This window comes from Gammaproteobacteria bacterium (assembly GCA_036381015.1).
Lineage (GTDB): Bacteria > Pseudomonadota > Gammaproteobacteria > Steroidobacterales > Rariloculaceae > ZC4RG20.
Genome location: DASVDR010000041.1, coordinates 1 through 21,631, shown reverse-complemented (window position 1 = coordinate 21,631; position 21,631 = coordinate 1). Strand labels below are relative to the sequence as shown.

17 protein-coding genes and 1 tRNA gene are annotated in these 21,631 nt (G+C 69.5%); 10 read left to right on the top strand and 8 right to left on the bottom strand.

Annotated elements, in window-relative coordinates; translation table 11 throughout:
* Window positions 1-81: 81 nt before the first annotated feature.
* From purL to VF329_13830, 3 genes are read right to left on the bottom strand one after another with little or no spacing between them, the layout of a single operon-like run.
* Entirely contained in the window at window positions 82-3,975 is a 3,894-nt protein-coding gene (purL, locus tag VF329_13840) for a phosphoribosylformylglycinamidine synthase (GenBank protein ID HEX7082085.1), read from the bottom strand.
* A 58-nt stretch (window positions 3,976-4,033) separates the two neighbouring features.
* Complete coding sequence (locus tag VF329_13835) at window positions 4,034-4,789, bottom strand: MBL fold metallo-hydrolase (protein ID HEX7082084.1); 756 nt, start codon at window positions 4,787-4,789, stop codon at window positions 4,034-4,036.
* Between the two features lie 11 nt (window positions 4,790-4,800).
* Complete coding sequence (locus VF329_13830) at window positions 4,801-5,157, bottom strand: DUF1820 family protein (protein HEX7082083.1); 357 nt, start codon at window positions 5,155-5,157, stop codon at window positions 4,801-4,803.
* Between the two features lie 265 nt (window positions 5,158-5,422).
* Between VF329_13830 and tagH the strand changes: the two genes are divergently transcribed.
* Window positions 5,423-7,180: a type VI secretion system-associated FHA domain protein TagH gene (gene tagH, locus VF329_13825; protein HEX7082082.1), complete on the top strand. Its 1,758-nt coding sequence runs from the start codon at window positions 5,423-5,425 to the stop codon at window positions 7,178-7,180.
* Between the two features lie 75 nt (window positions 7,181-7,255).
* Here tagH and VF329_13820 read toward each other — a convergent pair whose 3' ends face one another.
* Together VF329_13820 and VF329_13815 are read right to left on the bottom strand one after the other, a co-directional pair.
* The gene (locus VF329_13820) at window positions 7,256-8,137 is read right to left on the bottom strand and encodes a protein phosphatase 2C domain-containing protein (GenBank protein HEX7082081.1); all 882 of its coding nucleotides are present in this window, start codon (window positions 8,135-8,137) and stop codon (window positions 7,256-7,258) included.
* Entirely contained in the window at window positions 8,134-9,435 is a 1,302-nt protein-coding gene (locus VF329_13815) for a serine/threonine-protein kinase (protein ID HEX7082080.1), read from the bottom strand. Before VF329_13815 ends, VF329_13820 begins: the two co-directional genes overlap by 4 nt.
* A gap of 416 nt (window positions 9,436-9,851) precedes the next feature.
* On the opposite strand from VF329_13815, the gene VF329_13810 reads away from it, so the two are divergent.
* The 3 genes from VF329_13810 (at window position 9,852) to VF329_13800 (ending at window position 14,335) form a co-directional block, all read left to right on the top strand.
* Window positions 9,852-10,631, top strand: coding sequence for a MerR family transcriptional regulator (locus VF329_13810; protein HEX7082079.1), 780 nt, complete (start codon window positions 9,852-9,854; stop codon window positions 10,629-10,631).
* Between the two features lie 53 nt (window positions 10,632-10,684).
* Window positions 10,685-12,967 carry a cation-translocating P-type ATPase gene (locus tag VF329_13805; protein HEX7082078.1) on the top strand — a complete coding sequence of 761 codons (2,283 nt, stop codon included), beginning with the start codon at window positions 10,685-10,687 and terminating at the stop codon, window positions 12,965-12,967.
* A gap of 225 nt (window positions 12,968-13,192) precedes the next feature.
* Entirely contained in the window at window positions 13,193-14,335 is a 1,143-nt protein-coding gene (locus VF329_13800; GenBank protein HEX7082077.1) for a fumarylacetoacetate hydrolase family protein, read from the top strand.
* Here the strand turns inward: VF329_13800 and VF329_13795 are convergent.
* Window positions 14,332-15,756, bottom strand: coding sequence for an FAD-binding oxidoreductase (locus VF329_13795; protein HEX7082076.1), 1,425 nt, complete (start codon window positions 15,754-15,756; stop codon window positions 14,332-14,334). The two genes, VF329_13800 and VF329_13795, sit on opposite strands and share 4 nt — an antisense overlap.
* Before the next feature lie 139 nt (window positions 15,757-15,895).
* Between VF329_13795 and VF329_13790 the strand changes: the two genes are divergently transcribed.
* A tRNA-Ser gene (locus VF329_13790) sits at window positions 15,896-15,986 on the top strand.
* A 110-nt stretch (window positions 15,987-16,096) separates the two neighbouring features.
* Here VF329_13790 and VF329_13785 read toward each other — a convergent pair.
* Window positions 16,097-16,339, bottom strand: coding sequence for a hypothetical protein (locus VF329_13785; GenBank protein HEX7082075.1), 243 nt, complete (start codon window positions 16,337-16,339; stop codon window positions 16,097-16,099).
* A gap of 612 nt (window positions 16,340-16,951) precedes the next feature.
* On the opposite strand from VF329_13785, the gene speD reads away from it, so the two are divergent.
* From speD to VF329_13765, 4 genes are all read left to right on the top strand, one after another.
* Window positions 16,952-17,446, top strand: coding sequence for an adenosylmethionine decarboxylase (gene speD / locus VF329_13780; protein HEX7082074.1), 495 nt, complete (start codon window positions 16,952-16,954; stop codon window positions 17,444-17,446).
* Entirely contained in the window at window positions 17,443-18,324 is an 882-nt protein-coding gene (speE, locus tag VF329_13775; GenBank protein HEX7082073.1) for a polyamine aminopropyltransferase, read from the top strand. The genes speD and speE overlap by 4 nt, the downstream gene beginning before the upstream one ends.
* A 295-nt stretch (window positions 18,325-18,619) precedes the next feature.
* Complete coding sequence (locus VF329_13770; GenBank protein ID HEX7082072.1) at window positions 18,620-18,829, top strand: hypothetical protein; 210 nt, start codon at window positions 18,620-18,622, stop codon at window positions 18,827-18,829.
* Between the two features lie 82 nt (window positions 18,830-18,911).
* Window positions 18,912-19,883 carry an isoaspartyl peptidase/L-asparaginase gene (locus VF329_13765; protein HEX7082071.1) on the top strand — a complete coding sequence of 324 codons (972 nt, stop codon included), beginning with the start codon at window positions 18,912-18,914 and terminating at the stop codon, window positions 19,881-19,883.
* Here VF329_13765 and VF329_13760 read toward each other — a convergent pair.
* Complete coding sequence (locus VF329_13760) at window positions 19,880-20,785, bottom strand: mechanosensitive ion channel domain-containing protein (protein ID HEX7082070.1); 906 nt, start codon at window positions 20,783-20,785, stop codon at window positions 19,880-19,882. The genes VF329_13765 and VF329_13760 overlap by 4 nt on opposite strands.
* 167 nt (window positions 20,786-20,952) lie before the next feature.
* Between VF329_13760 and VF329_13755 the strand changes: the two genes are divergently transcribed.
* Window positions 20,953-21,631: TonB-dependent receptor plug domain-containing protein (locus tag VF329_13755; GenBank protein ID HEX7082069.1), on the top strand; the 679-nt coding region annotated here is incomplete at its 3' end.

The window sequence follows — 21,631 nt, the reverse complement described above, 5'->3', positions numbered from 1 at the left end:
GCGTGCGGAAAAGGCCCGAAACGGGAATGAAGGCGAGCGGCACTCGAGGAGCCGGGCCGGCGCAGACGCGAAGGCGCACGTTCAGCTCACGGAGCCGACCCAGTCGCGCGCGTTGTCGAATAGTTTTTGCCACGGCGCGTGCTCGCCCCAATCCGCCGGATGCCACGAGTGCTGCACCGTGCGGAACGCGCGCTCCGGGTGAGGCATCACGATCGTCACGCGTCCGTCCTCGTTCGTCAGGCCCGCGATGCCTCGCGGTGATCCGTTCGGGTTCGCGGGATAGCGGTCGGCCGGCTCTCCCCGATTCGTGATGTACCGCAGCGCCGTGAGCCCGGCGTCGCAGCGCTCGAGATGCTCGGCCGCGGCGAAGGCGGCACGTCCCTCGCCGTGCGACGTGACGATCGGCAGCTCGGACCCGACCATTCCGCGAAGCAGGATCGAAGGGCTCGGCTCGATCCGGACCATGGACAGGCGGGCTTCGAACTGATCGGAGCGATTGCGTACGAACTTCGGCCATGCATCCGTGCCGGGGATCAGCGACTTCAGCGCGGCGAGCATCTGGCAGCCGTTGCAGACACCGAGTGCGAACGCGTCCTCCCGCGCGAAGAACTCGGCGAACATCTCGCGGAGGCCGTCGTTGTAGAGAATCGACTTCGCCCACCCTTCTCCGGCGCCGAGCACGTCCCCGTACGAGAAGCCGCCGCACGTAACGAGACCGCGCAACCCGTCGAGCCGCATCCGTCCGGCGAAGAGGTCGCTCATATGCACGTCGTACGCATCGAACCCGGCGCGCTCGAGCGTCGCAGCCATTTCGCGATGGCTGTTCACGCCCTGCTCGCGAAGCACCGCCACTTTCGGGCGCACCCGGCGCGCGTGCGCGCGCGGCCGGGCCTCGACCTCGGCCGCGAGATCGAACGTCAAGCGCGCGGAGAGCCCCGGATCGTCCTCGTCGAGCCGGGCGTCCCTCGCTTCGCGCGCGCAGTCCGGATCGTCGCGGAGCGCCTGCATCCGATACGTGAGCTCGGACCAGTGCCGATGCAGCGCGACGCGCGGCGCGCGGAACACGACGTCGCCGCGGTGGCGCACGACGAAGTCGCGGTGCGCGGCCGGGGCCGCGACCGGCCGGGCAGCCTGCTCGAGGCCGTGCGCGGCGAGAATCGCGCGCACGCTCGAAAGATCCGCGCGCCGCACCTGCAGCACGGCGCCCGGCTCCTCGGCGAACAGCCACGCGAGCGGATCCGCGTCGTCCGGCACGTCGACGTCGAGGCCAGCGCGCGATGCGAAGGCCATCTCCGCGAGCGTGACGAGCACGCCGCCGTCGGAGCGGTCGTGATATGCGAGCACGAGCCCGGCCTCGCGAAGCGCGCGCTGCGCCGCGAAGAAGGCCTTCAGCTTCGCCGGATCGTCGAGGTCCGGCGGCTCGCCGCCGTACACGCCGAAGCTCTGCGCGAGACAGGAGCCGCCGAGCCGGGTGCGGCCGCCCGCGAGATCGATCAGCACCAAGAGCGTGTCGCCCGCGTCGCTCCGCAGCTCCGGCGTCAGCGTTCGACGGACGTCGCCGACCGGCGCGAACGCGGACACGATCAGCGACACGGGAGCGGTCACGGAGCGCTCCTCGCCGTCGTCGGCGCGCCAGACGGTACGCATCGACAACGAATCCTTGCCGACCGGCACGGCGATGCCGAGCGCCGGGCAAAGCTCCTCGCCGACGACTCTGACCATCTCGTAGAGCTGCCAGTCGTCGTCACGGAATCCGGCAGCGGCCATCCAGTTCGCCGACAACCGCACGTCCCCGAGCGCCTCGACGTCGGCTGCAGCGATGTTCGTCACGGCCTCGGCGACGGCGAGCCGCGCGGACGCCGCGCCGTCGCCGATCGCGACGGGGGTTCGCTCGCCGACGGCCATCGCCTCGCCCGTGTAGCCCGTGTAGCCGGACGTCGTGACCGCGACGTCGGCGACCGGCACCTGCCACGGCCCGACGAGCTGATCCCGCGACGACGTGCCGCCGACCGTGCGATCGCCGATGTGGATCAGGAAGGACTTGTCGGCGACGGCCGGGAACGCGAGAACGCGCTCGACGGCTTCGTCGAGCCGGATACCGCGCGTATCCCATGCGTCGAGCGTCGGGGAAACGCGCCGGGCGCGGCGCGTCATCTTCGGCGGCCGCCCGAGCAGCACGTCCATCGGAAGGTCGACCGGACGGTCGCCGAAGTGCGCGTCCTCGACGACGAGATCTCGCTCCGCGGTGAGCTCGCCGATCACTGCATAGGGACATCGCTCCCGCTCGCAGATGCGCTCGAAGACCGGCAGCGCGTCGGCCTCGATCGCGAGCATGTAACGCTCCTGAGACTCGTTCGCCCAGAGCTCCATCGGGCTCATGCCGGGCTCGTCGCTCGGCACGTTGCGAAGCTCGATCCGCGCGCCGCAGCCGCAGTGATCGACGATCTCCGGCACGGCGTTCGAGAGCCCGCCGGCGCCGATGTCGTGGATGGCGGCGATGGGATTGCGCTCGCCCAGGGCCCAGCACGTGTCGATCACCTCTTGGGCGCGCCGCTGCATCTCCGGATTGCCGCGCTGCACGGACGCGAAGTCGAGCGCTTCCTCGCCCGCGCCGCTCCGTTGCGACGACGCGGCGCCGCCGCCGAGACCGATCAGCATGGCCGGACCGCCGAGCACGACGAGCTTCGCACCCGGCCCCGCGCGCCGCTTCTCGACGTGCTGCGAGCGCACGTTGCCGACGCCGCCGGCAATCATGATCGGCTTGTGATAGCCCCGCCATTCCCCGTCCGCGCGAAGAAGGCAGGTTCGGAAGTATCCCGCGAGGTTCGGCCGGCCGAACTCGTTGTTGAACTGCGCGGCGCCGATCGGCGCCTCGAGCATGATCGAAAGAGGCGTCGCGATACGGTCCGGCGTCCCCGGCGAACGGCTCTCCCAAGGCTGCGGCCAATCCGGCACGTGGAGGTGCGAGACCGTGAAGCCGGTGAGCCCCGCCTTCGGCTTCGCGCCCCGCCCGGTCGCGCCTTCGTCGCGGATCTCGCCGCCCGAGCCGGTCGCCGCGCCGGGAAACGGCGAGATCGCGGTCGGATGGTTGTGCGTCTCGACCTTCACGACGAGATTCGCCGCCTCCTCGATGCCGCGGTATTGACCCGTGGCGGGATCCGGGAACCACCACTCGGTCATCGCCCCGCGCAGCACGGCGGCGTTGTCCTTGTACGCCGAAAGCACGCCGTGCGGCGCGGCCGCGTACGTGTTGCGGATCATCTGGAACAGGCTCTTCGGCGCGGCCTCGCCGTCGATGAGCCAGTCGGCGTTGAACACCTTGTGCCGGCAGTGCTCGGAGTTCACCTGCGCGAACATCATCAGCTCGACGTCGGTGGGGTTGCGGCCGAGCGCGGCGAATTGCGCGGCGAGGTAATCGATCTCGTCGGCCGAGAGCGCGAGGCCGAGATCCGCGTTCGCGCGCTCGAGCGCTTCCGCGCCGCCGCCGAGCACGTCGACGGCCGCGGCCGGGCGCGGCGCATGCTCGGCGAACAGCACCTCCTCGCCGGGGGGCGCCGTCAGCAGCGTCTCCGTCATGCGGTCGTGGAGCAGCGGCGCGATGCGGCCGACGTCGGCCGCGCCGAGGGGAGCGGCGACGCGCAACGCGTACACGCGCCCGCGCTCGATACGGCGCACCGGTAGCGCGCACATCTTCGCAATGTCCGTGGCCTTCGACGCCCACGGCGAGATCGTGCCGAGGCGCGGCACGACGTGGAGGAAGCAGGACGCCGATTCGTCGCTGCCGGCGCCTTCCCCGTATGCGAGCAGCGCAGCGAGGACTTCCCGCTCGCGAGCGTCGAGCGGCCGCGCGAGATGAACGTAGTGGACGAAGCGCACGGACACGTCCTCGATGCCGGGGACCCGCCCGCGCAGCGCGTCGCGCAGCTTGCTCAGCCGGAACGCCGTCTCGGCCGTCGGGCCGGCCAGCTGCAGCATCGTCATCGGGTAGCTGCCGAAGCTCAGTGATCGCGGTGGGGAAGCACAGATGATACCACTACGCGATCTCGAGCCAGCCGCTCACGCGATCCTGCTCGGCGACGTGGAGCGGGATTCGGGCCGGGTCGAGCGCCGGGGCGAGGGCGCCGCGCACGCGCTCCGGCGAGTTGTTGCGCTCGCTGACGTGCATCGCAACGACCCATTGCAGCTCGGCGTGCACGCAGCTCTCGACGAGAGCGGCGGCTTGAGCGTTGTTCAAGTGGCCGTACGGCGACGCCACGCGCATCTTCACGGACGGGGGATAGCTGCTTCGCGCGAGCTCCTCGGCATCGTGATTGCACTCGAGCGCGAGCGCGTGGCAGCGCGAGAGCCGCTCGCGGATGTGGAGCGTGACGTGCCCGGTATCCGTGAGCACGCCCAGGCGCCGCCCTCCGGCCCGCAGCACGAACTGACACGGCTCGCGCGCGTCATGCGGCACCGGGAAGGGCTCGACCGCGATGCCGCCGATCCGAAACGGGCGGTGGCTGCTGAGGACGTTGACCTCGCCGAAGCCGTCGGCCGCCCGCGCCGTCCCGGGCGTCATCCATACCGGCACGTCGTGACGCCGAGCGAAGGGTGCGACGCCCCGCAGATGGTCGTGGTGCTCGTGCGTGACGAGAACTCCCGCGACGTCGGCGGGGCAGCGGCCGAGAGCGCCGAGCCGCTCCTCGACGTCGCGGAGCGTCAAGCCGCAGTCGATCATCAGCAGCGTGTCGCCGAACTCGACGAGCAGCGCATTGCCCCGGCTGCCGCTCGCGAGCGATGCGAAACGCATCGTCGCGCCGCTCAAGACTCGCGCGGACCGCTTTTGCCGCCGGTGCCGGGCGGGGAGTACATCGCGAGCGGAAACTGCGCCACGTTCCCTCCCTCGACGTTCGTGATCTTGCTCGTGCCCTGCTTGTCCACCTCGTCGATTCGAAGGACGGAGTGGAGCGGCAGGTAGGTGCGCTTGACGCCCTCGAACTCGCTCCGGATCCGCTCCTCCGACGGGTCGACGACCACCGTGGAGCGGGTACCGAAGACCAGCTTCTCGACCTCGATGAACCCGAACAGGCCTCCATGGCTGACCTGCCGAGCGTAGATCTCGTAAATCTTGCCTTGATTCACGAAGATGACTTTGTAGATCGGCTTCGACGACGACATCCTGCAAACCCCGGCCCCGGGAAGCCGTTCGAGCTTAGCACAAGGGCTGCGGGAGCGGCCCGCACCGCCCGCTCCGGCCGCTCGCTCTCCCGCCCGCGCGCTCGGCGCACGGCTCGCTCGGGCATGCCTGAGAAGCTCGTCACAGTACGAGCATCGCGCGACGCGGCGCGTTCGGCGCCGCCGTTATACTCGCGCGAGCCGTCATTCGTCTGACATAAGGAAGCCTCCCGGCATGATCGCCCCGTATCGCACGAGGTCGCGCTGAATGGCCCTCCGTCTCAGGGTCGTCGGCCGCAACGCCCAGAAGCTCGGTCCGCGCAGCGTCAAGGAATTCGGCCGTAAAGGCGGCACTATCGGGCGCTCGCTCGACTGCGACTGGGTGCTGCCGGACGGGCAGCGCTACGTGTCGAGCCGCCATGCGAGCATCGACTTCCGCTCGGGCAGCTACTACATCGTCGACACGTCGACGAACGGCGTGTACGTGAACGGCGCCGATCAACCCGTCGGTCGCGGCAAGCCGCAGCGCCTCTTCAACGGCGACCGCATCAGGCTCGGGGAATACGAGATCCGCGTCGAGGTCGAGGACGAGTCGGAGCCGCTCGACGAGAGGCACATCGATCCCGTCGATCTCGCGCAACGCGTAGAAGCCCCGGAGCCGGTCGGCGAAGACCTCGTGGATGCATACGAGATCACCGGCGTCGGCATGGAGATGTTTCTGTCCGACGAGGAGATCGAGTCGCTGACGCCGCCTTCGCGGAATGCGGGCTTCGAGCTCGAGCTCGAGCCGAGCGAGGGCGACGACATGACGCGAACGAGGCCGCACATCCAGCGGAAGGCACCTCGCCCGGCCGCACCCGCCTCCGCGCCGGCCAAGGCCGGGGCGGCGTCGGCTGCCGAGCCCGCCGATACCGTCCGCGCTTCGGTCAAGCGCGCCGAAGCGACCGCGAGCGGTTCGGCGACGTCCGCGACCGGGCTCCACCGCGTGCCGCCGCGCGCGGCCGCGAAGACGATCGACCCGGGGCAGAGCGCGAAGATCGCGATGCCGAGGCCGCGTTCTGCGGCCGCCGGCGAAGCCGGCCGCCCGGCCCGGCGGCCGGCCGCGGTCGCCCCGAACGGGCCAGCGGCGCCCGCCGCCCCCGCGCGGATGTCGACGGCCGCGACGGCTCGCACGCGCTCCGCGCCTGCCGCCTCCGCACGCCCCGCCGCGCCGCAGCAGCCGCCGACGGCGACGTTCACCGGGCGAATACCGGCGCGCATCACGAACGGATCGGGCGCGTCGTCCGGGCCGTCGTCTGCGCCGCTTTCGCCCCGGCCGGCCACGGCGTCGAGCCGTTCCGCTCCGCCGCGCCCGGCCGCCGCGGGCAAGCCCGGCGCCGCGGTCGCGTCGGTGGATGCAGCCCGCGCGGTAAAGACGCTCGAGCCGTTCTTCGTCGGCGCCGGCCTCGAGCCGCTGCCCGTCGACGCCCAGCAGGCCGACGCGATCCTCCGGCGCGCCGGACGGCTCCTTCGCGAGATGGTCGTCGGCATCGCCGAGAGCCTCGAGGTGCGCGCCGAGCAGAAGCGCATGCTGAAGCTGCCGACGACGCCGACCGAGCCGCAGGACGACAATCCGTTGAAGTTTTCCGAGGGCGTCGAGGAGATGCTGCTGAACCTGCTGCTGCTCGACTCGGACGAGTACGTGGCGCCCGTCGATGCGATCCGCAACGTGTTCGCGGACGAGAAGCGGCACCAGCAGCGGCTGCTGAAGGCGCTGCACGAGTCTCTCGAGGTGTTCGTCGCGCGGCTCGCGCCCGAGGAGCTCGAGCAGAAGTTCGTGCGCGGCAAGCCCGGACGCCTGATGAGCGCCGCGAACAAGCTGAAGTACTGGGACTTCTACAAGGACCTGTACGACGTCGTCATGCACCATCCGCCCGGCGAGCTACCGGCGCAGTTCGTCGACGACTTCGCGCACGCGTACGAGCAGACCATCGAGTCCCCGCCCGGGCCCGAGCACGGCGCCGCTCCGAAGGCCCAGGCGAGCTGAGGCGCGCCGAGCCGCTCGGCTCGTGCCGCAAACCGCTCCGCGCGATGCCGGCCGGGGCCGTGGACGGCACGCGGCCTAGGCCGAGGGGGGAACCGCGTCCTCGGGCGGACGCGGCAGCGGCTTCATGACTTGGGCCTTCGGAACGTAAGGCCGGAACAGGATGATCGTGAGGTCATCCGGCTTGCTCGGCTGACCCGAGCCGTTCGTCTTCATCCTCCTCAACGCCTTCTCCACCAGCCGGTCGGCGGCCGCGGCGATCGGCCCGATGCGGATGATGTCGACGATCTCGTCGGCGAAGAGGTTGTCGAGCAAGCCGTCGCTCGCGAGCAGCACGGTATCGCGGGGCGCGAGCTTCACCGAGCCGCCGATCTCGACGCGCATGTCCTCGGCGCCGATCACGTTGAAGAGCACGTGCCGCTGCTCGTGCTGCACGGCTTCGTCCTCGTCCATCAAGCCGGCCTCCACGGCGAAGCCGGTCGGCGAGTGCGGCACGACGCGGCGCTTCACGCGCCCGCGCTGGCCGACGGCAATCAGCTCCGAGTCCCCGACGTGATAGCTGCGCAACCGGCGGGCGACGATCTCGGCGACGACGAGCGTGGTCGCGGCGCCGCGCGCGAGATCGATCACCGAGCGGTTGGCCTGCTCGATCGCATCGAGAATCGCAGGACGCAGGCTCGCGGACTCGTCGGCGCGGCGGCCGAGCACGCTCGAGAGCGTCGATACGGTCAAGTTCGAGGCTTCCCTGCCGGCCGGCGTGCCGCCGACGCCGTCCGCGACCGCGAGCACGAGCGCATCGTCGGACAACGCAATGATCGCGGCTGCGTCCTCGTTCGGCGTGTCCTTCTCCGGCGAGCGGATGCTGCGGAGCGCGACGAGGCCCTGCGGAAGCTCGCGATCGACCTCCGCCCGCTCGGTCGCGCCCAGGAACAGCTGGACGCGCTCTTCGAGCACGCTCATCGGGCGAGCGCTTTCGTGCACCACGGGCAATGGTGCCAGAAGTCCGTGTCGACGCCCCATTGGCAGGACGGGCAACGCGTCCGGCTTCCGGGGAGCATCCATGCGCGCTTCACCTTGCTGCGGCACCACGGGCAGTAGCGCATGAACGGCATCAGCGGCCCGCGGCAGCTCGGGTTCTCGCAGTGATGCGAGTAGCGGCGGTCGGAGAATCTGCGGTTGGTCTCGACCTCGAACCCGACGCCGTAGCACCACGGGCAGTAGTGCCAATCGAGCTTCGAGCCGCGGTGACAGCGCGGGCAAGTGGCCGGGTACGACGTGACGAACTTGTCGAGCGGCTTGTCGGCGCCGCACCAGGGGCATGCGAGCATCGGCTCGGAGACGGGCCCCGAGCAGTAGCGGCACTCGTGGCGCGTGTCGAGCGCCTTGCGGTACTTCCGCTGGAACTGCTGGAACAGCACTTTCTGCCAAAGCGCCGGGTCGCAAGTGTCGTTGTGCTTGCGCGAGGTGCGCTTCTTCTTCAGCGCGCCGTTACGCAGCCGCTTGAACTCGGAGTACATGACCACGGCGTTCTTGTAGCGGTCCTCCGGACGCACTTCGAGCGCGCGCCGCAGCCAGTCGACGAGCTTCGGCTTCAGCTTCGCGCGCACGCGCTTGATGCCCTCCGGCGGCCAGTCGTACGGCCACTCGACCAGATGCCCGGAAAGCAGCTCGTAGATCACGAGGCCGAGCGAGAAGACGTCGGACTGGAACATCGGCCGCCCCACCGCCTGCTCGGGAGCAATGTAGCCGACGGTGCCCGATCCCGACGCCTTCAACGTGTGCTGCGCCACCTTCGAGTATCCGAAATCCGTGAGCTTCAGCTGATTATCCGGAAACAGAATGAAGTTATCCGGCTTGATGTCACAATGTATGACGCTGCAGCGGTGGGCGTGGGCCACGGCCGCGAGCGCCTGCTCGATCAGGTGCAGGGCCGTGTCGGTGGAGATGCGCCGACGCATGCGATCGGCCAGCGAGAGCTCGCCGAGCGGCATCGAGATCACGAAATGCCCGTCGATGTACGACGCGTCCCGAATCGGCATGATGTTCGGATGCTCGAGCTTCGGCGCGAGCCGCGCCTCGCGCTTGAAATCGACGAGGAAGTAGTCACTCATGCCGTTCTCGTGCGGCACCTTCAGCGCCACGCGCATGTCTTGAATCGTATCGAGCGCTTGATAAACGGCCGCGACCGGACCGTTCGAGATGCGCCGCTCGATACGATACTTGCCGAGTTTCTGTCGCGCTTTCAGCACGCCCTGCATGATGTAGTTCGAAGTGCTAACGAGCCGACCGGGAACGGGCGACCGGCCGGGCGTCCTCTGCCGTCCGGCCTCCCTCGTCCGCGCGGTGACCCCATTTGTTAGAGAAGACGCGGCGCACGCCTCTTATCGGACGGGCTTCGTCGCCAGGTCGCTCCGGAAGCCCGAGTCCGTCGCCGAGCTCCGTCGCGGTAATCATCCGATGCGAGCCGCCTTCGGTCAAACCTCGATCGCCGACAAAATGGTGTCCGAAAAAATGGTGTCAGACACCTTTTTCCCCCGAGAAAACGGTGTCAGACACGTTTTTCCCCAAAAAGGTGTCTGACACCATTTTTTCGGACGCCATTTTGTCGGGCCGCCCTTGTGCCGCCCGGGTAGGACAAAGGACACTACGGGCCGGTTCTCCGGCTGGGAGCACGATGGCCGAGTTGACGATCGGGGAGTTGGCCAAGCTGGCCGGCGTCTCGCGCTCGATGCTCCGGTACTACGAGGAGCAAGGGCTGCTTCGGCCCGCGGCGCGAACGGCCGCCGGCTATCGCCTGTACTCGCCGTCGGCGGCGCAGACGCTGCTCTTCATCCAGCGCGCCCAGCGCCTGGGGTTCTCGCTGGCCGACATCCAGGTGCTCCTCGACCGGCTCGAGCGCGGGGCGCTGCTCGACGAGACGGTCGTCCAGCTCGCCGAGGAGCGTTACCTCGCGATCGAGCGCCAGCTGACCGAGCTCCTCGTGCTGCGGCACGAGATGGGGGCCTTCCTGTCCGACCTCAACGCGCGCGTGCGAACCGGCGACGGCGCCGCCCGGGATCTGTACGACCGGCTGATCCGGCGCGTCTGCGGCCACGAGCCCGGCGCGACGCCGCCGCAGGAGAGTCTCGCCCGGCTGCTCGATCGCACCGGCTGCGCGCTTGCGAGCATCGAGCGCGACGAGCTGCTCGCGGTCCTTCAGGGGCGCCACATTCACGTGTGGCGAGACGACGACGGCTACAAGGTGCTGGTTCCGGGGCACGAGCCTGCGCTCGAAGCCGCGCTGGCCGCGGTCGCCCGAGTCGAAGCCGATTGCCACGCGCACCGGACGCCGCGTCTCGAGCGCACCGACGAGGGATTCCTGTTCATCGCCGACGGCGACAAGGCCTTCCTGTTCGCGCAGTTCTTCCTCGATCTCGAGTCCGGCCAGCGCGCTCCTGCGACGCCTTCGGCTTGACCTTCAACCCGGGTTGAAGGTCTAGGCTCCCGCCGAGTCCGCGAGAGCCTGGAATGTCAGCGACGACCCGTTCGCCACGCGCAGCCGCCCGGCCGTTCCGCTACAAGGTGGAGGGCATGGACTGCGCAAGCTGCGCGAAGACGATCGAGCAAGGCCTGAAGGCCGTCGACGGCGTCGACGAGGTGCGCGTGAATTTCACGACCGAGACCGTCGAAGGGAGCGGCTGCGTATCGCCGTCCGCGCTCCGCGAGCGGGTCGAGGCCCTCGGTTACCGCCTCGCCGATGACGGACCGCCGGCGCCGTCCGCCGGCGAGCCGACCGGTCCGGCCGGCTTTCTTCTTTTCCTCTGGCGGCAGCGGAACCTGCGGATCGCGCTCGGTCTCGGCGTCGCGGTCCTCGCCACCGCCCCGCTGGGGCTCGTCGGCGCGGCCGGCAGCGCAGTCGATCTGCTCCGGTGGGCGGTCATCGCGATCGTCGGCTATCCGATCGCCCGCCGCGGCATCGGCTCGCTGCTCTACGCGCGGCGGGTCACGATCGACCTCCTGATGACGGCGGCGACGATCGGCGCGGCAGCGATCGGCGCGTCCGGCGAAGCCGTCACCGTCGTGCTGCTCTTCACGCTCGGCGAAGCGCTCGAAGCCTACAGCGCCGCCCGCTCGCGCGCTTCGCTCGGCAGTCTGCTGGCGCTGCGCCCCGACGACGCCGTGGTGATCCGCGACGACGCGCGCGGCGAGCACGCGGACGATTGCTGCGACGAGCCGGGATGCGCCGCGCCGGAGGCCGCGCGGCAGCGGCGCTACGTCACGCGCCCGGTGGCGACGCTACGGCCCGGCGAGCGCGTGCTCGTGAGGCCCGGCGAGCGCGTGCCGGCCGACGGGCGAATCGTGCACGGCGTCTCCGCGATCGATCGCTCGCCTATCACGGGAGAGTCCGTTCCCGAACGCGGCGCGCCGGGCGACGAGGTGTTCGCCGGCACGATCAACGGCGACGGGACCCTCGAAGTCGAGGTCACGCGCGGCGCGGCGGACTTCACGATCTCGAGGATCGCGCGCCTCGTCGAGCAGGCCCAGGCGCAGCGCTCGCCCGCGGAGCGCTTCGTCGACCGCTTCGCGCAGTGGTACACGCCGGCCGTCGTCGCGCTCGCGGCCATCGTCGCGGTCGTGCCCCCGGTGGCGTTCGGGCAGCCGTTTCTCGCGCCGGCCGGCGAGGCCCCCGGCTGGCTCTACCGCGGGCTCGCCTTGCTGATCGTCGCCTGCCCGTGCGCGCTGATCATCAGCATTCCGGTCACCGTCGTCAGCGCGCTGACGCGCCTTGCGAACCTCGGCGTCCTCGTCCGCGGCGGCGGCCGACTCGACGAGCTCGCGCGCGCGACCGTCTTCGCGTTCGACAAGACCGGGACGTTGACCCACGGGCGCCCGGTCGTCTCGAACGTGCGATCGCTCGAGTGCCGGCAGGCCGGCGCGCATCGCGAGGATTGCGCCCCTTGCGACGACCTGGTCGCGCTCGCCGCGTCGGTGGAACGCGGCTCGGCGCATCCGTTCGCGCGCGCGATCCTTCATGCCGCCGAGGAGCGGCGCCTCGAGCACCGCTATGCGCACGCCGCGGAGATCAGGTCGCATGCCGGTCGCGGCGTCACCGGAATCCTGAACGGGCGGCGGATCACGGTCGGCAGCGCCGCCCTCTTTCGCCGCTCGGCCGAGATCGACGCGCTCGTTGCGGAGACCGGCGCGCACACCGCGTCGCTGATGCTCGTCGGCGAAGGCGACGCCGTGCGCGGGTACATCGCGGTCGAGGACGCGCTCCGGCCTTCGACGGCCGGCGCGCTGCGGGAGCTGAAGTCGATCGACTCGGGCTTCCGCCTCGTGATGCTGACGGGCGACCGGAGAGGCGCGGCGGAGTCGCTCGCCGGTGAGCTCGCCGAGATCGACGAGGTCCATGCGGAGCTGATGCCCGAGCAGAAGCTCGAGACGGTGCGCGCCCTCGAGGCCGAGCACGGCGCGGTCGCGATGATCGGCGACGGCATCAACGATACCCCGGCGCTCGCCGCCGCGCGCCTCGGTATCGCGATGGGCGGCGCCGGGTCGCATCAGGCGATGGAGGTCGCCGACGTCGTGCTGATGCAGGACGACCTCGGGCGCCTCCCGCAGGCCGTGCGCATCGCCCGCAAGACGCAACGGCTGATCCGCGAGAACATCGCTCTCAGCCTCGGGCTGAAGCTCGCGTTCCTCGCGCTCGCGGTGCCCGGCATCGCGACGCTGTGGATGGCCGTCGTCGCGGACGTCGGTGCCACGGTGCTCGTCACGCTGAACGGGATGCGCATGCTGCGGGCGGAATAGCCGCCGTCGAGCGGCAGAACGCGGCCTCCGTCGAAAGCAGAACGGCGCTTCGTCGACCAGCCGAACGGGTCGGATCGCGGCAGCGGGTGCATGTGCCGGCGGCCCGGCCCCGGCGGCGGCCTGCGCCGCCCGAGGCCCGCGCGCGGAGGCCGCAACGTTACAGGCTCCGCCCGGCCGGAGTAGTATCTGGGCGACCGGTCGTTTGGGAGCTCAGGGGGGTTCAGCATGAGACTCGTCACCGTTCTCGGCGTCTTCCTCGCCTTCGTGATTCCCGTTCCCCTTGCCGCGCAGCTCGCAACGACGAGCGCCGAGCCGTTCAAGGTCGGCACGTTCGAGATTCGCGGCGTGCCCACGGTCGGGCTCGTGCTGCGGGACAGCCTCGTCGTCGAGCTCGATGCGGCGAACCGCGCGCTCGAGCTGAACCCGCTGTACCCGAAGATTCCGATGCCCGAGGACATGCTCGAGCTGATCGGCCGCTACGAGTACGGCCTGAAGCTGCGGCTGTACGAGATCGTGAACCGTCTCGTCGCCGACGATCTCCTCGCGGCCGAGAGCCGCCCGGCCTACGTGCACGACGTCGCCGACGTGCGCACGCTGCCGCCGATCATGTACCCCGGGAAGATCCTGAACGCCGCGGTGAACTTCTACTCGCACGTCAACGAGACCGGGACACCGGAGGAGATCGCCGAAGCGCGCCGGCAGCGGCGCGAGAACCGCGGCGTTCCGTACCTGTTCCTGAAGCCGAGCCGCGGCGCCGTGATCGGCCAGGGAGACCCGGTCGTGATCCCGTACGGCCGCGACCGCACCGACTGGGAGGTCGAGCTCGGCACCGTGATCGGCCGCCCGGCGAAATACGTCTCCGCGAGCGAGGCCGAGGACTACATCTTCGGCTACATGATCTCGCTCGACATCTCCGACCGCGGCGGCCGGCCGCCCGGCGGCGCGCCGTTCCAGCTCGACTGGTTCGTCGGGAAGGGGCACGACACGTTCGCACCGCAGGGGCCGTGGATCGTGCCGAAAGAATTCTACGGCGACCCGATGGAGCGGTTGCATCAGACGTTGACCGTGGACGGCAGGCTGATGCAGGAAGCGCGCGCCGGAGACATGATCCACTCGCTGTACGAGCTGATCGAGTACGCCTCGTCGATCATCACGCTGTTTCCCGGCGACGTCATCAACAACGGCACCTCCGGCGGCGTGGGCATGGGCACGGCCGTGCGGGGCGAGCAGCGCTTCCTGCGCCCGGGCGAGGAGATCGTCGCGACGATCGAAGGCATCGGGACCCTCCGCATCCCGGTCGTGGCCGAGGAAGCGCCGCCCGAGGGGACGGGCTCGCAGCTGCCGCCCGTCGCGAGCTACGCCGACTAGATGGGACCGCGAAGCACCTTGCCCGGATTCATGATGCCTTTCGGATCGATCGCGGCCTTCACCGCGCGCATCATCGCGAGCGCCTGAGGCGACGCGTAGCGCTCGAGCTCGTCCGCTTTCAGGACGCCGACCCCGTGCTCGGCGCTGAAGCTGCCGCCGAGCCGCGCGGCGAGGTCGTGCACGCGGCGGGACAGCCGGTCCGCGGCGCCCCCCGCCCGGAACGCGTCGAGCGAGGTGCCCTCAGGCGGCAGCAGGTTGTAGTGCACGTTCCCGTCGCCGAGGTGGCCGTAGACGGATGGCCGGTGCGGCGCGATCGCCCCGAGTTCCCGACCGGCGAGCTCGAGGAATTTCGGCACGTCCGTGATCCGCACCGAGACATCGTGCTTCACGGAGCCGCCTTCGCGGCGCTCGGCTTCCGGCACGCGCTCCCGGAGCATCCATAACGCGTTGCGCTGCGCTCCGGACTCGGCGAGCACGCCGTCCTCGACCTCGAAGGCGGCCAGTCCGCCGGCGAGAATGCGCTCCAGCTTCTCGCGCAGCACCGATTCATCGTCGCCCGACGCAAGCTCGAGCAGCAGGTAGTGCTCGTGCGGCGCGTCGAGCGGATCGCGCGCACCGTCGACGTGGTGCAGCACGAGATCGAGCGAGCGCCGCGACACGTACTCCGCGGAGACGACCTGGTCGCCGCTTGCGCGGCGCGCCCGCCCGAGCAGCGCACATGCGGCCGCAAGGCTCGGGACGGCGAGCCACGCCGTCTGCCGGGTGCGCGGCGCCGGAAAGAGCTTCAGCACGGCCGCTGTGATCAGCCCGAGCGTGCCTTCGGCGCCGACGAAGAGGCTCTTCAGGTCGTAGCCCGTATTGTCCTTGCGCAGGCCCTTGAGCTCCGAGAGCACGGTGCCGTCGGGCAGCACGACCTCGAGACCGAGCACCAGATCGCGCATCGTGCCGTATCGGAGGACGGCGAGCCCGCCTGCGTTCGTCGACAGATTCCCGCCGATCCGACACGAGCCCTCCGAGCCCATGCTGAGCGGGAACAGCAGCCCGTGCTCGGCCGCGGCCGCCCGCGCGTTCGCGAGCACGACGCCGGCCTCGACAGTGATCGTGAAGCCGACCGGATCGATCTCGCGAATCCGATCGAGGCGCGACGTGGACAGCAGAATCTGCCGCTCGGCATCGAACGGAGTGGCCCCGCCGCAGTACCCGGTGTTGCCGCCCTGCGGAACCACGCCGAGGCCGGCCTCGTGGCAGACCCGCAGGATCGACGCGCACTCATCGACCGTCCTCGGACGAACGATCAGCGCGGCGGCGCCGCGGTAGAGCCCGCGCTCGTCGCGCAGGAACGCGTCGGCTTCGGCGGCGCCGACGACGCCCGCGGGTCCCGCGATGCGAGCGATCCGCTCCAATGCGATGCTTCGGTCCACTCTCCCCTCTCCGTTCGAGGTTCCAAGGGGATTATCGCAGCCGCGAGCCGCGTCGGCGGCGCGGGCCGATCGGCGCCTGCAACGGATCCGAATCTCGTCGGGAAGCGCGACCGCTGCTCGAGTTGGTACAATCGCCCGCGGAGGGATGCCGGAGTGGTCGAACGGGCTTGACTCGAAATCAAGTGTACGGGTTACCCGTACCGTGGGTTCGAATCCCACTCCCTCCGCCAATATTCGGCGTCGCGGCGGCCATGCTTTGCGAGGGCTGAAACCGCGACGCGGCGTGCGCTCCTCCCGCGGCCGTGTCGGGCCGTCACTCGGTCGACGGCGAGGATCAGCCCTACGGCTCCCGGGCACCGCTCGCCTTACTGAGAATCTCCTTCAGCTCCGCCACGGCTTGCCGCAACGCGGCGGTGATCTGCTCGTCGTCGTGACGGTCGCTTTCGAGCACATCGAGCAGCCTGCGCTGCATTCGGCTCGCCGTGCGTTCCGGTGCGTGCGCGCAAAGCCAGATGAAATTGATGAGATAGTCTTGCTGCCGCGGCGACAGGCGACTGCATGCGGCCATCAACTTGTCACGCACGCTTTCCCTTTCTTTTGGTCGTTTCGCCGCCAAGAGTACAGCGAAATCGCTGTCGTGCGAGTTGCGGTCGGCCCGAGATTAGTCGTTGCGTAACGTTACGATCTATGACGACCGTCACGGAGGCGCGCAATTCAGGGAGTCCCTCAAAGCGACTATGGCGATTCCCACACATCGACGCGCAGTTCGTTCACTACGGTGCTGCGCAGGAAACCGACATCGCGCGGCGCGCGCGCCGAAAGCTCGTACTCATGCTGTGAGCCGCTTCACGGAACAATTTAGCAGGCACACATACCTTGAGCGGCCGGCCGAGCAGTCTGCTGCGATGCGAAGACGCTTGCCCACGACGTCGGAGCGGGCTGTTCGGCCGCCACCCGCCCGCTCGAGGCTCCTTGATCCAGCACCGCGATCCGCGCTCCACGCGTAACCGCACGCTCTCGATTCGAGCGAAAACCGCTTAACTCTCGTATCTACGATGTTCTCGAAAGCGTGCGTCGATCACGAACGATCGAGCGGGGGCGGCGGCCGCAGCCCGTTGACACTCCGGATCGTGCCTTTATAGTAACGGCCCCTCGGACTGCCGCGATTCATCTGCTGGTTGGGGAGGAGGACGCCATGTCTGACGCCGCCCTCTTCCAATTGGGGATGGGATTGGACGCACCAACGACCGCCCAAAAGGAAGACCTGAAAAAATCCACGCCTGAATGCGGGCGTGCGCCCTGCCCGGACGACGCCGCCCCGGACTTCTTCATCGAGAAGGACGGCACCCGCTGCGCCGGGTCGCATTTCATCATCGACCTGTACGGCGCCAAGCGCCTCGACGATCTGGAGCACGTCGAGCGGACGCTGCTCGAGTGCGTCGATGCGGCCGGTGCCACGCTGCTGCACGTGCATCTGCACCCGTTCGAGCCGAACGGCGGCATCAGCGGGGTCGCGGTGCTCGCCGAGAGCCACATCTCGATCCATTCCTGGCCCGAGCGCGATTACGCGGCGCTCGACATCTTCATGTGCGGGCGAACGAAGCCGGAGCGCTGCCTCGACGTGCTCGAGACCGCCTTCGCGGCAAAGAAGATGACGGTGCGCGAGATCCTGCGGGGTAAGGAAGCGTGAGAGACGGCCGCTGGTTCTCCGAGACGTCGACCGGCGGCGTGCGTTTCTCCTTGGAAGCGAGCAAAGTTCTCCTTCACGAGCGGACGGGAGCCCAAGAAGTCGCGTTGATCGACAACGACGTCTTCGGGCGCGTGCTTCTGCTCGACGGGGTCGTGCAGCTCACCACCCGCGACGAGTTCGTGTATCACGAGATGCTGGCCCACGCGCCGCTTCTCGCCCACGGGACGGCCGAGGACGTGCTGATCGTCGGCGGCGGCGACTGCGGGCTCGCGGAGGAGGTGCTGAAGCACGAGAGCGTGCGTACGCTCACCCAGGTCGAGATCGATCCCGCGGTCGTCGAGCTCGCCCGGCAGCATCTCGCGGACGTGAACTCGCCGGTGTTCTCCGATCCGCGGTTTCGCCTCGTGATCGACGACGGAGCGGCCTTCGTCGAGCGCGAGGCGGGCAAGTTCGACGTCGTCCTCGTCGACTCCACGGATCCGATCGGCCCCGGGGCCGTGCTCGCGTCGCGGCGTTTCTACGCGGCTGTCCGAGAACGGCTCGCGGCCGGCGGGCTCCTCGTCACTCAAAACGGCGTTCCGTTCCTTCAAGCGGCCGAGCTCAGGCGCGCGATCCAGAACCTCGCGTCGACGTTCCGGCACGTCGCGTGTTGCGCGATCACGGTGCCGTCCTACTTCGGCGGCCAGATGGCGCTCGCGTGGTCGGCCGACGACGACACCGCGCTCTCCGTGCCGCTCGAGACGCTCGTCGAGCGCTTCGAGCGTGCGCGGATCGACACGCGCTGCTACACGCCGGCCGTGCACAAGGCCGCATTTGTGCTGCCGCGCTTCCTCGCCGATGCCGTGAGCGACGCGGTCGCGGCCGGGCGCCGCGGCTGAACGCCACGGGTCGCGCGCCGCGACTGAACGCCCTCGGCCGCGCGGCCCCCAAGCGGCCGTCGGAACCGAAGACGCTCGCCGAGCCGCATCGTGGGCCCCGGGGCGCGCAGCGCCGCCGTCCGCACGCCCTCGACGCGTGGGCTTCGACCTCGTCCGGCCGCCGAGTGTGACGCACTTCACAGAACCTTTTAGCTATGCGAACTATTTTTGTCGCCCGAGGCCGAGCGCCGGCCCTCCGCGATCCGTCCGGGGGCGCCGACGCTCGGCTGCTTTGTCCAAGATCGTCTAGATTCCCATGGAGCACGAAGCCACGGTCGTTCTGGAGCACGGCCTCCGCGAAGCGCCGCGCAATCGCCGGCGCAGCAGCGGAGACACGTTCGCGATGCAGCTTGCCCAGCACTATCTCGAGGGGCGGCGCGACGCGCCGCAGGAATCCGCGCCCCCGCCGCATCCCGCGGCGATCGAGAGCGCGCTGCAAAAGCCGGGCTGGTTCGGCCGTCGCTGATCTTCGACCGGTCTCCACCGCCGCCCGCTTCTGCGGGTTCGCCCGTCTCCGCCGTCGCCTCTCCGCCTGCTAATCTCGGCGGATGGCGCACGCACGTCGATCGGCCCCTTCCGTCTGGGCGCTCGCGATCCATGGAGGCGCCGGGTTCGGCGGCGAGGAAGCGCACGGTGCCGAGCAGGACGCCGCGATCCGCGCGGAGCTCGCAGCCGTTCTCGAGGCCGGCGCAAGGATGCTCGCGTCCGGCGCTCCGGCCCTCGACGCCGTCGAGGACGCGGTCCGGCGCCTCGAGGACTGCCCGCTTTTCAACGCCGGCCGCGGGGCCGCCTTCAATGAGCGGGGAGAGCACGAGCTCGAGGCGTCGATCATGGACGGTCGCACCCTCGCGGCCGGCGCCGTCGCCGTGCTTCGCGGAATCAAGAATCCCGTCTTCGTGGCGCGGCTCGTGATGGAGCGTTCACCGCACGTGTTCCTGCAAGGCGAAGGCGCGGCGGCTTTCGCCGCACGGCACGGCATCGAGCGAGTCGGAGACGAGTATTTCCGCACGGAGCGGCGTCTGCGTGCGCTGCATGACGCGCAACGCGCGGCCGTCACCGGGCCGCCCGGGGACATCGAGCGAAGCCCGCCGCCGCCCGATGCCGGCACGGTCGGAGCCGTCGCGCGTGACGTCGACGGCAACCTCGCCGCCGCGACGTCGACCGGCGGCTTGACGAACAAGGCCCCGGGACGCGTCGGCGACTCGTCGATCATCGGCGCGGGCACGTATGCGAGCAACGCCTCGTGCGCGGTGTCCTGCACCGGGCACGGCGAATACTTCATTCGGGCGACCGCCGCGCGGGATGTCGCCGCGCTCGTCGAGTACGGGGGACTGGATCTCGCCGCCGCCGTCGACCGAGTGATCCGCAGCCGCGTGGCCGCGCTCGGCGGCCAAGGCGGAGCGATCGCCGTCGACCGCGCGGGGTACGTCGCTTGCGCGTTCAACACGCCCGTGATGCTCAGAGGCCGGGTGACCGCAACGTCGCCGCCGGCCGTCGGCATTCGGGCCGAAACGGACTAGCGCGGCACGCCGGGGTCGACCGCCGTCGGCGCTCCCGGCGACCGTTTCGCCTTCCGCGCCCTGATCGGCCAGAGCAGCGACGCGGCCGGCCGCGCAGCCCGAGCCTCGGCCTCGTACGACACGGCGATCATCCAGCTCTGGTACTCCTCGTTCTCGCGCTTCAACGCGGCGAGCAGCTCCGGCACGAAGACGGTCTCGATCGGCCCGCCCCGATTCGGCCAGATCCTGAACTTGAGACGGAGGTACTCCTTGCCGGACGACACCCGCTGCCTGCCTTCCACGGACGGGGGCGTCAACAGAATCCCCGGGAACTGCTCGTGGAACGCATACGTTCGACGCGCGGCGGCATCGTGCATTCTCGCCTTCGCGGGCGCGTCGCCGAGCAACGTGACGTCGACGAGGCACCGCACGTAGCCGCGGGGATAGTTGATCACGTTGCCGATCGTGCGGTTCGGGATGAATACCGTCGCGCCGAGCGGGTTCTCGAGCTCGACGAAGCGCATCGTGATGCTGCGGACGACGCCGGTTTGGCCGGAAATCTCGACGAGATCGCCGACGTCGATCAAATCGGAGAAGATCAGCGTCAACCCGGTGATCACGTCCTGCACGATGCCTTGGGATCCGAAGCCGACGGCAAGGCCGATGACCGTTGCGCTGGTCAGATAGGCGGTGAGCGAGATGCCGAACTCGCTCAGGATCAGCCCGAAAAGAAGGAAGTAAAGCGCGAAGAAGGTGGCGCTCATCAGCACGGTGGCAAGCGATCGGAGCTTCCGGTACCGCCGCGCGTCCGTGTTGCGCAGGAAATGCCCCGCTAGGTGCCGGATCACGAGCACGACCGCGTGGATCGCGGCGGCGATGCCGATGTAAGCGAGTATGCGCCAGGGCAGAATCAGAGATTCCATCGCTCGGGGCTCGACCGAGAGAGGATCAGTATATGCAAGCCGCCGGGCGGAGGACGCCGGATAGGTTACCGAGCATATTTAACCGTTAATGAACCGTAGATAACTTTCGGTTCCGGGCGGCCCGCTCCTACTCTGGAACGCATCGGTCCTTCACGTTCGGGGGTTGCATGTCCCCGCTGTCTTTTCCGATCTTGCGCGCTCTCCCGGCCCTGTGCGCGGGCTCCGCCGCCCTCCTCCTCGCCGCGCTCGTCGCGGCGCCCGCCCCGGCGCAACCGCCGGCGCCGGACGCGCAGGAGGAGGTCATCGTCGTCGGCCGGCGCCTCGAGGAGAGCATTCCGCTCGATCTCGAGCAGTTCGGGAACCGCGTGGAGATCATCACCGCCGACCAGCTCGAGCTCGGCGGCTTCGACGACATCGGCCAGACCTTGCAGATGCAGGTGCCGGGGCTCTATCTGGCGCCGAAGAACGGCGCGTTCGATTACATGGACTGCTCGCTGCACGGCTCCCGGTGCCAGGACATCCTCTGGCTGATCGACGGCGTGCGCATCAACAATCGTCTCTACAACACGACCGCGCCCCTCGACACCGTGCCCGCGCACCTCGTGGAGCGAATCGAGGTGCTGTACGGCGGCCAAGGCATCTTCTACGGCACGCAGTCGGTCGCGGGCGTCGTCAACGTCGTGACGAAGCCCTTCCGCGAGGAGCCTGCGGGAAACGTCGGCGTCGGCTTCGACGGCAACGGCGGTATCCACGCGAGCGCCGACTTCAGCATCCGCGTCGGCGATCATCGGCTCGTGCTGTACGCGTCGAAGGACGAGGCCGACGGCTTTCGGCCCTTCCGCGCTG

Bases quoted from the DNA above. Each gene is read 5' to 3' on its own strand.
- VF329_13770 (HEX7082072.1), top strand. From the start codon at position 18,620: ATGGAGCACGAAGCCACGGTCGTTCTGGAGCACGGCCTCCGCGAAGCG.
- VF329_13810 (HEX7082079.1), top strand. From the start codon at position 9,852: ATGGCCGAGTTGACGATCGGGGAGTTGGCCAAGCTGGCCGGCGTCTCG.
- VF329_13805 (HEX7082078.1), top strand. From the start codon at position 10,685: ATGTCAGCGACGACCCGTTCGCCACGCGCAGCCGCCCGGCCGTTCCGC.
- speD (HEX7082074.1), top strand. From the start codon at position 16,952: ATGTCTGACGCCGCCCTCTTCCAATTGGGGATGGGATTGGACGCACCA.
- VF329_13835 (HEX7082084.1), bottom strand. From the start codon at position 4,789: ATGCGTTTCGCATCGCTCGCGAGCGGCAGCCGGGGCAATGCGCTGCTC.
- VF329_13765 (HEX7082071.1), top strand. From the start codon at position 18,912: ATGGCGCACGCACGTCGATCGGCCCCTTCCGTCTGGGCGCTCGCGATC.
- VF329_13760 (HEX7082070.1), bottom strand. From the start codon at position 20,785: ATGGAATCTCTGATTCTGCCCTGGCGCATACTCGCTTACATCGGCATC.
- VF329_13815 (HEX7082080.1), bottom strand. From the start codon at position 9,435: ATGCAGGGCGTGCTGAAAGCGCGACAGAAACTCGGCAAGTATCGTATC.
- VF329_13800 (HEX7082077.1), top strand. From the start codon at position 13,193: ATGAGACTCGTCACCGTTCTCGGCGTCTTCCTCGCCTTCGTGATTCCC.
- purL (HEX7082085.1), bottom strand. From the start codon at position 3,975: ATGCTGCAGCTGGCCGGCCCGACGGCCGAGACGGCGTTCCGGCTGAGC.
- VF329_13830 (HEX7082083.1), bottom strand. From the start codon at position 5,157: ATGTCGTCGTCGAAGCCGATCTACAAAGTCATCTTCGTGAATCAAGGC.
- VF329_13820 (HEX7082081.1), bottom strand. From the start codon at position 8,137: ATGAGCGTGCTCGAAGAGCGCGTCCAGCTGTTCCTGGGCGCGACCGAG.
- tagH (HEX7082082.1), top strand. From the start codon at position 5,423: ATGGCCCTCCGTCTCAGGGTCGTCGGCCGCAACGCCCAGAAGCTCGGT.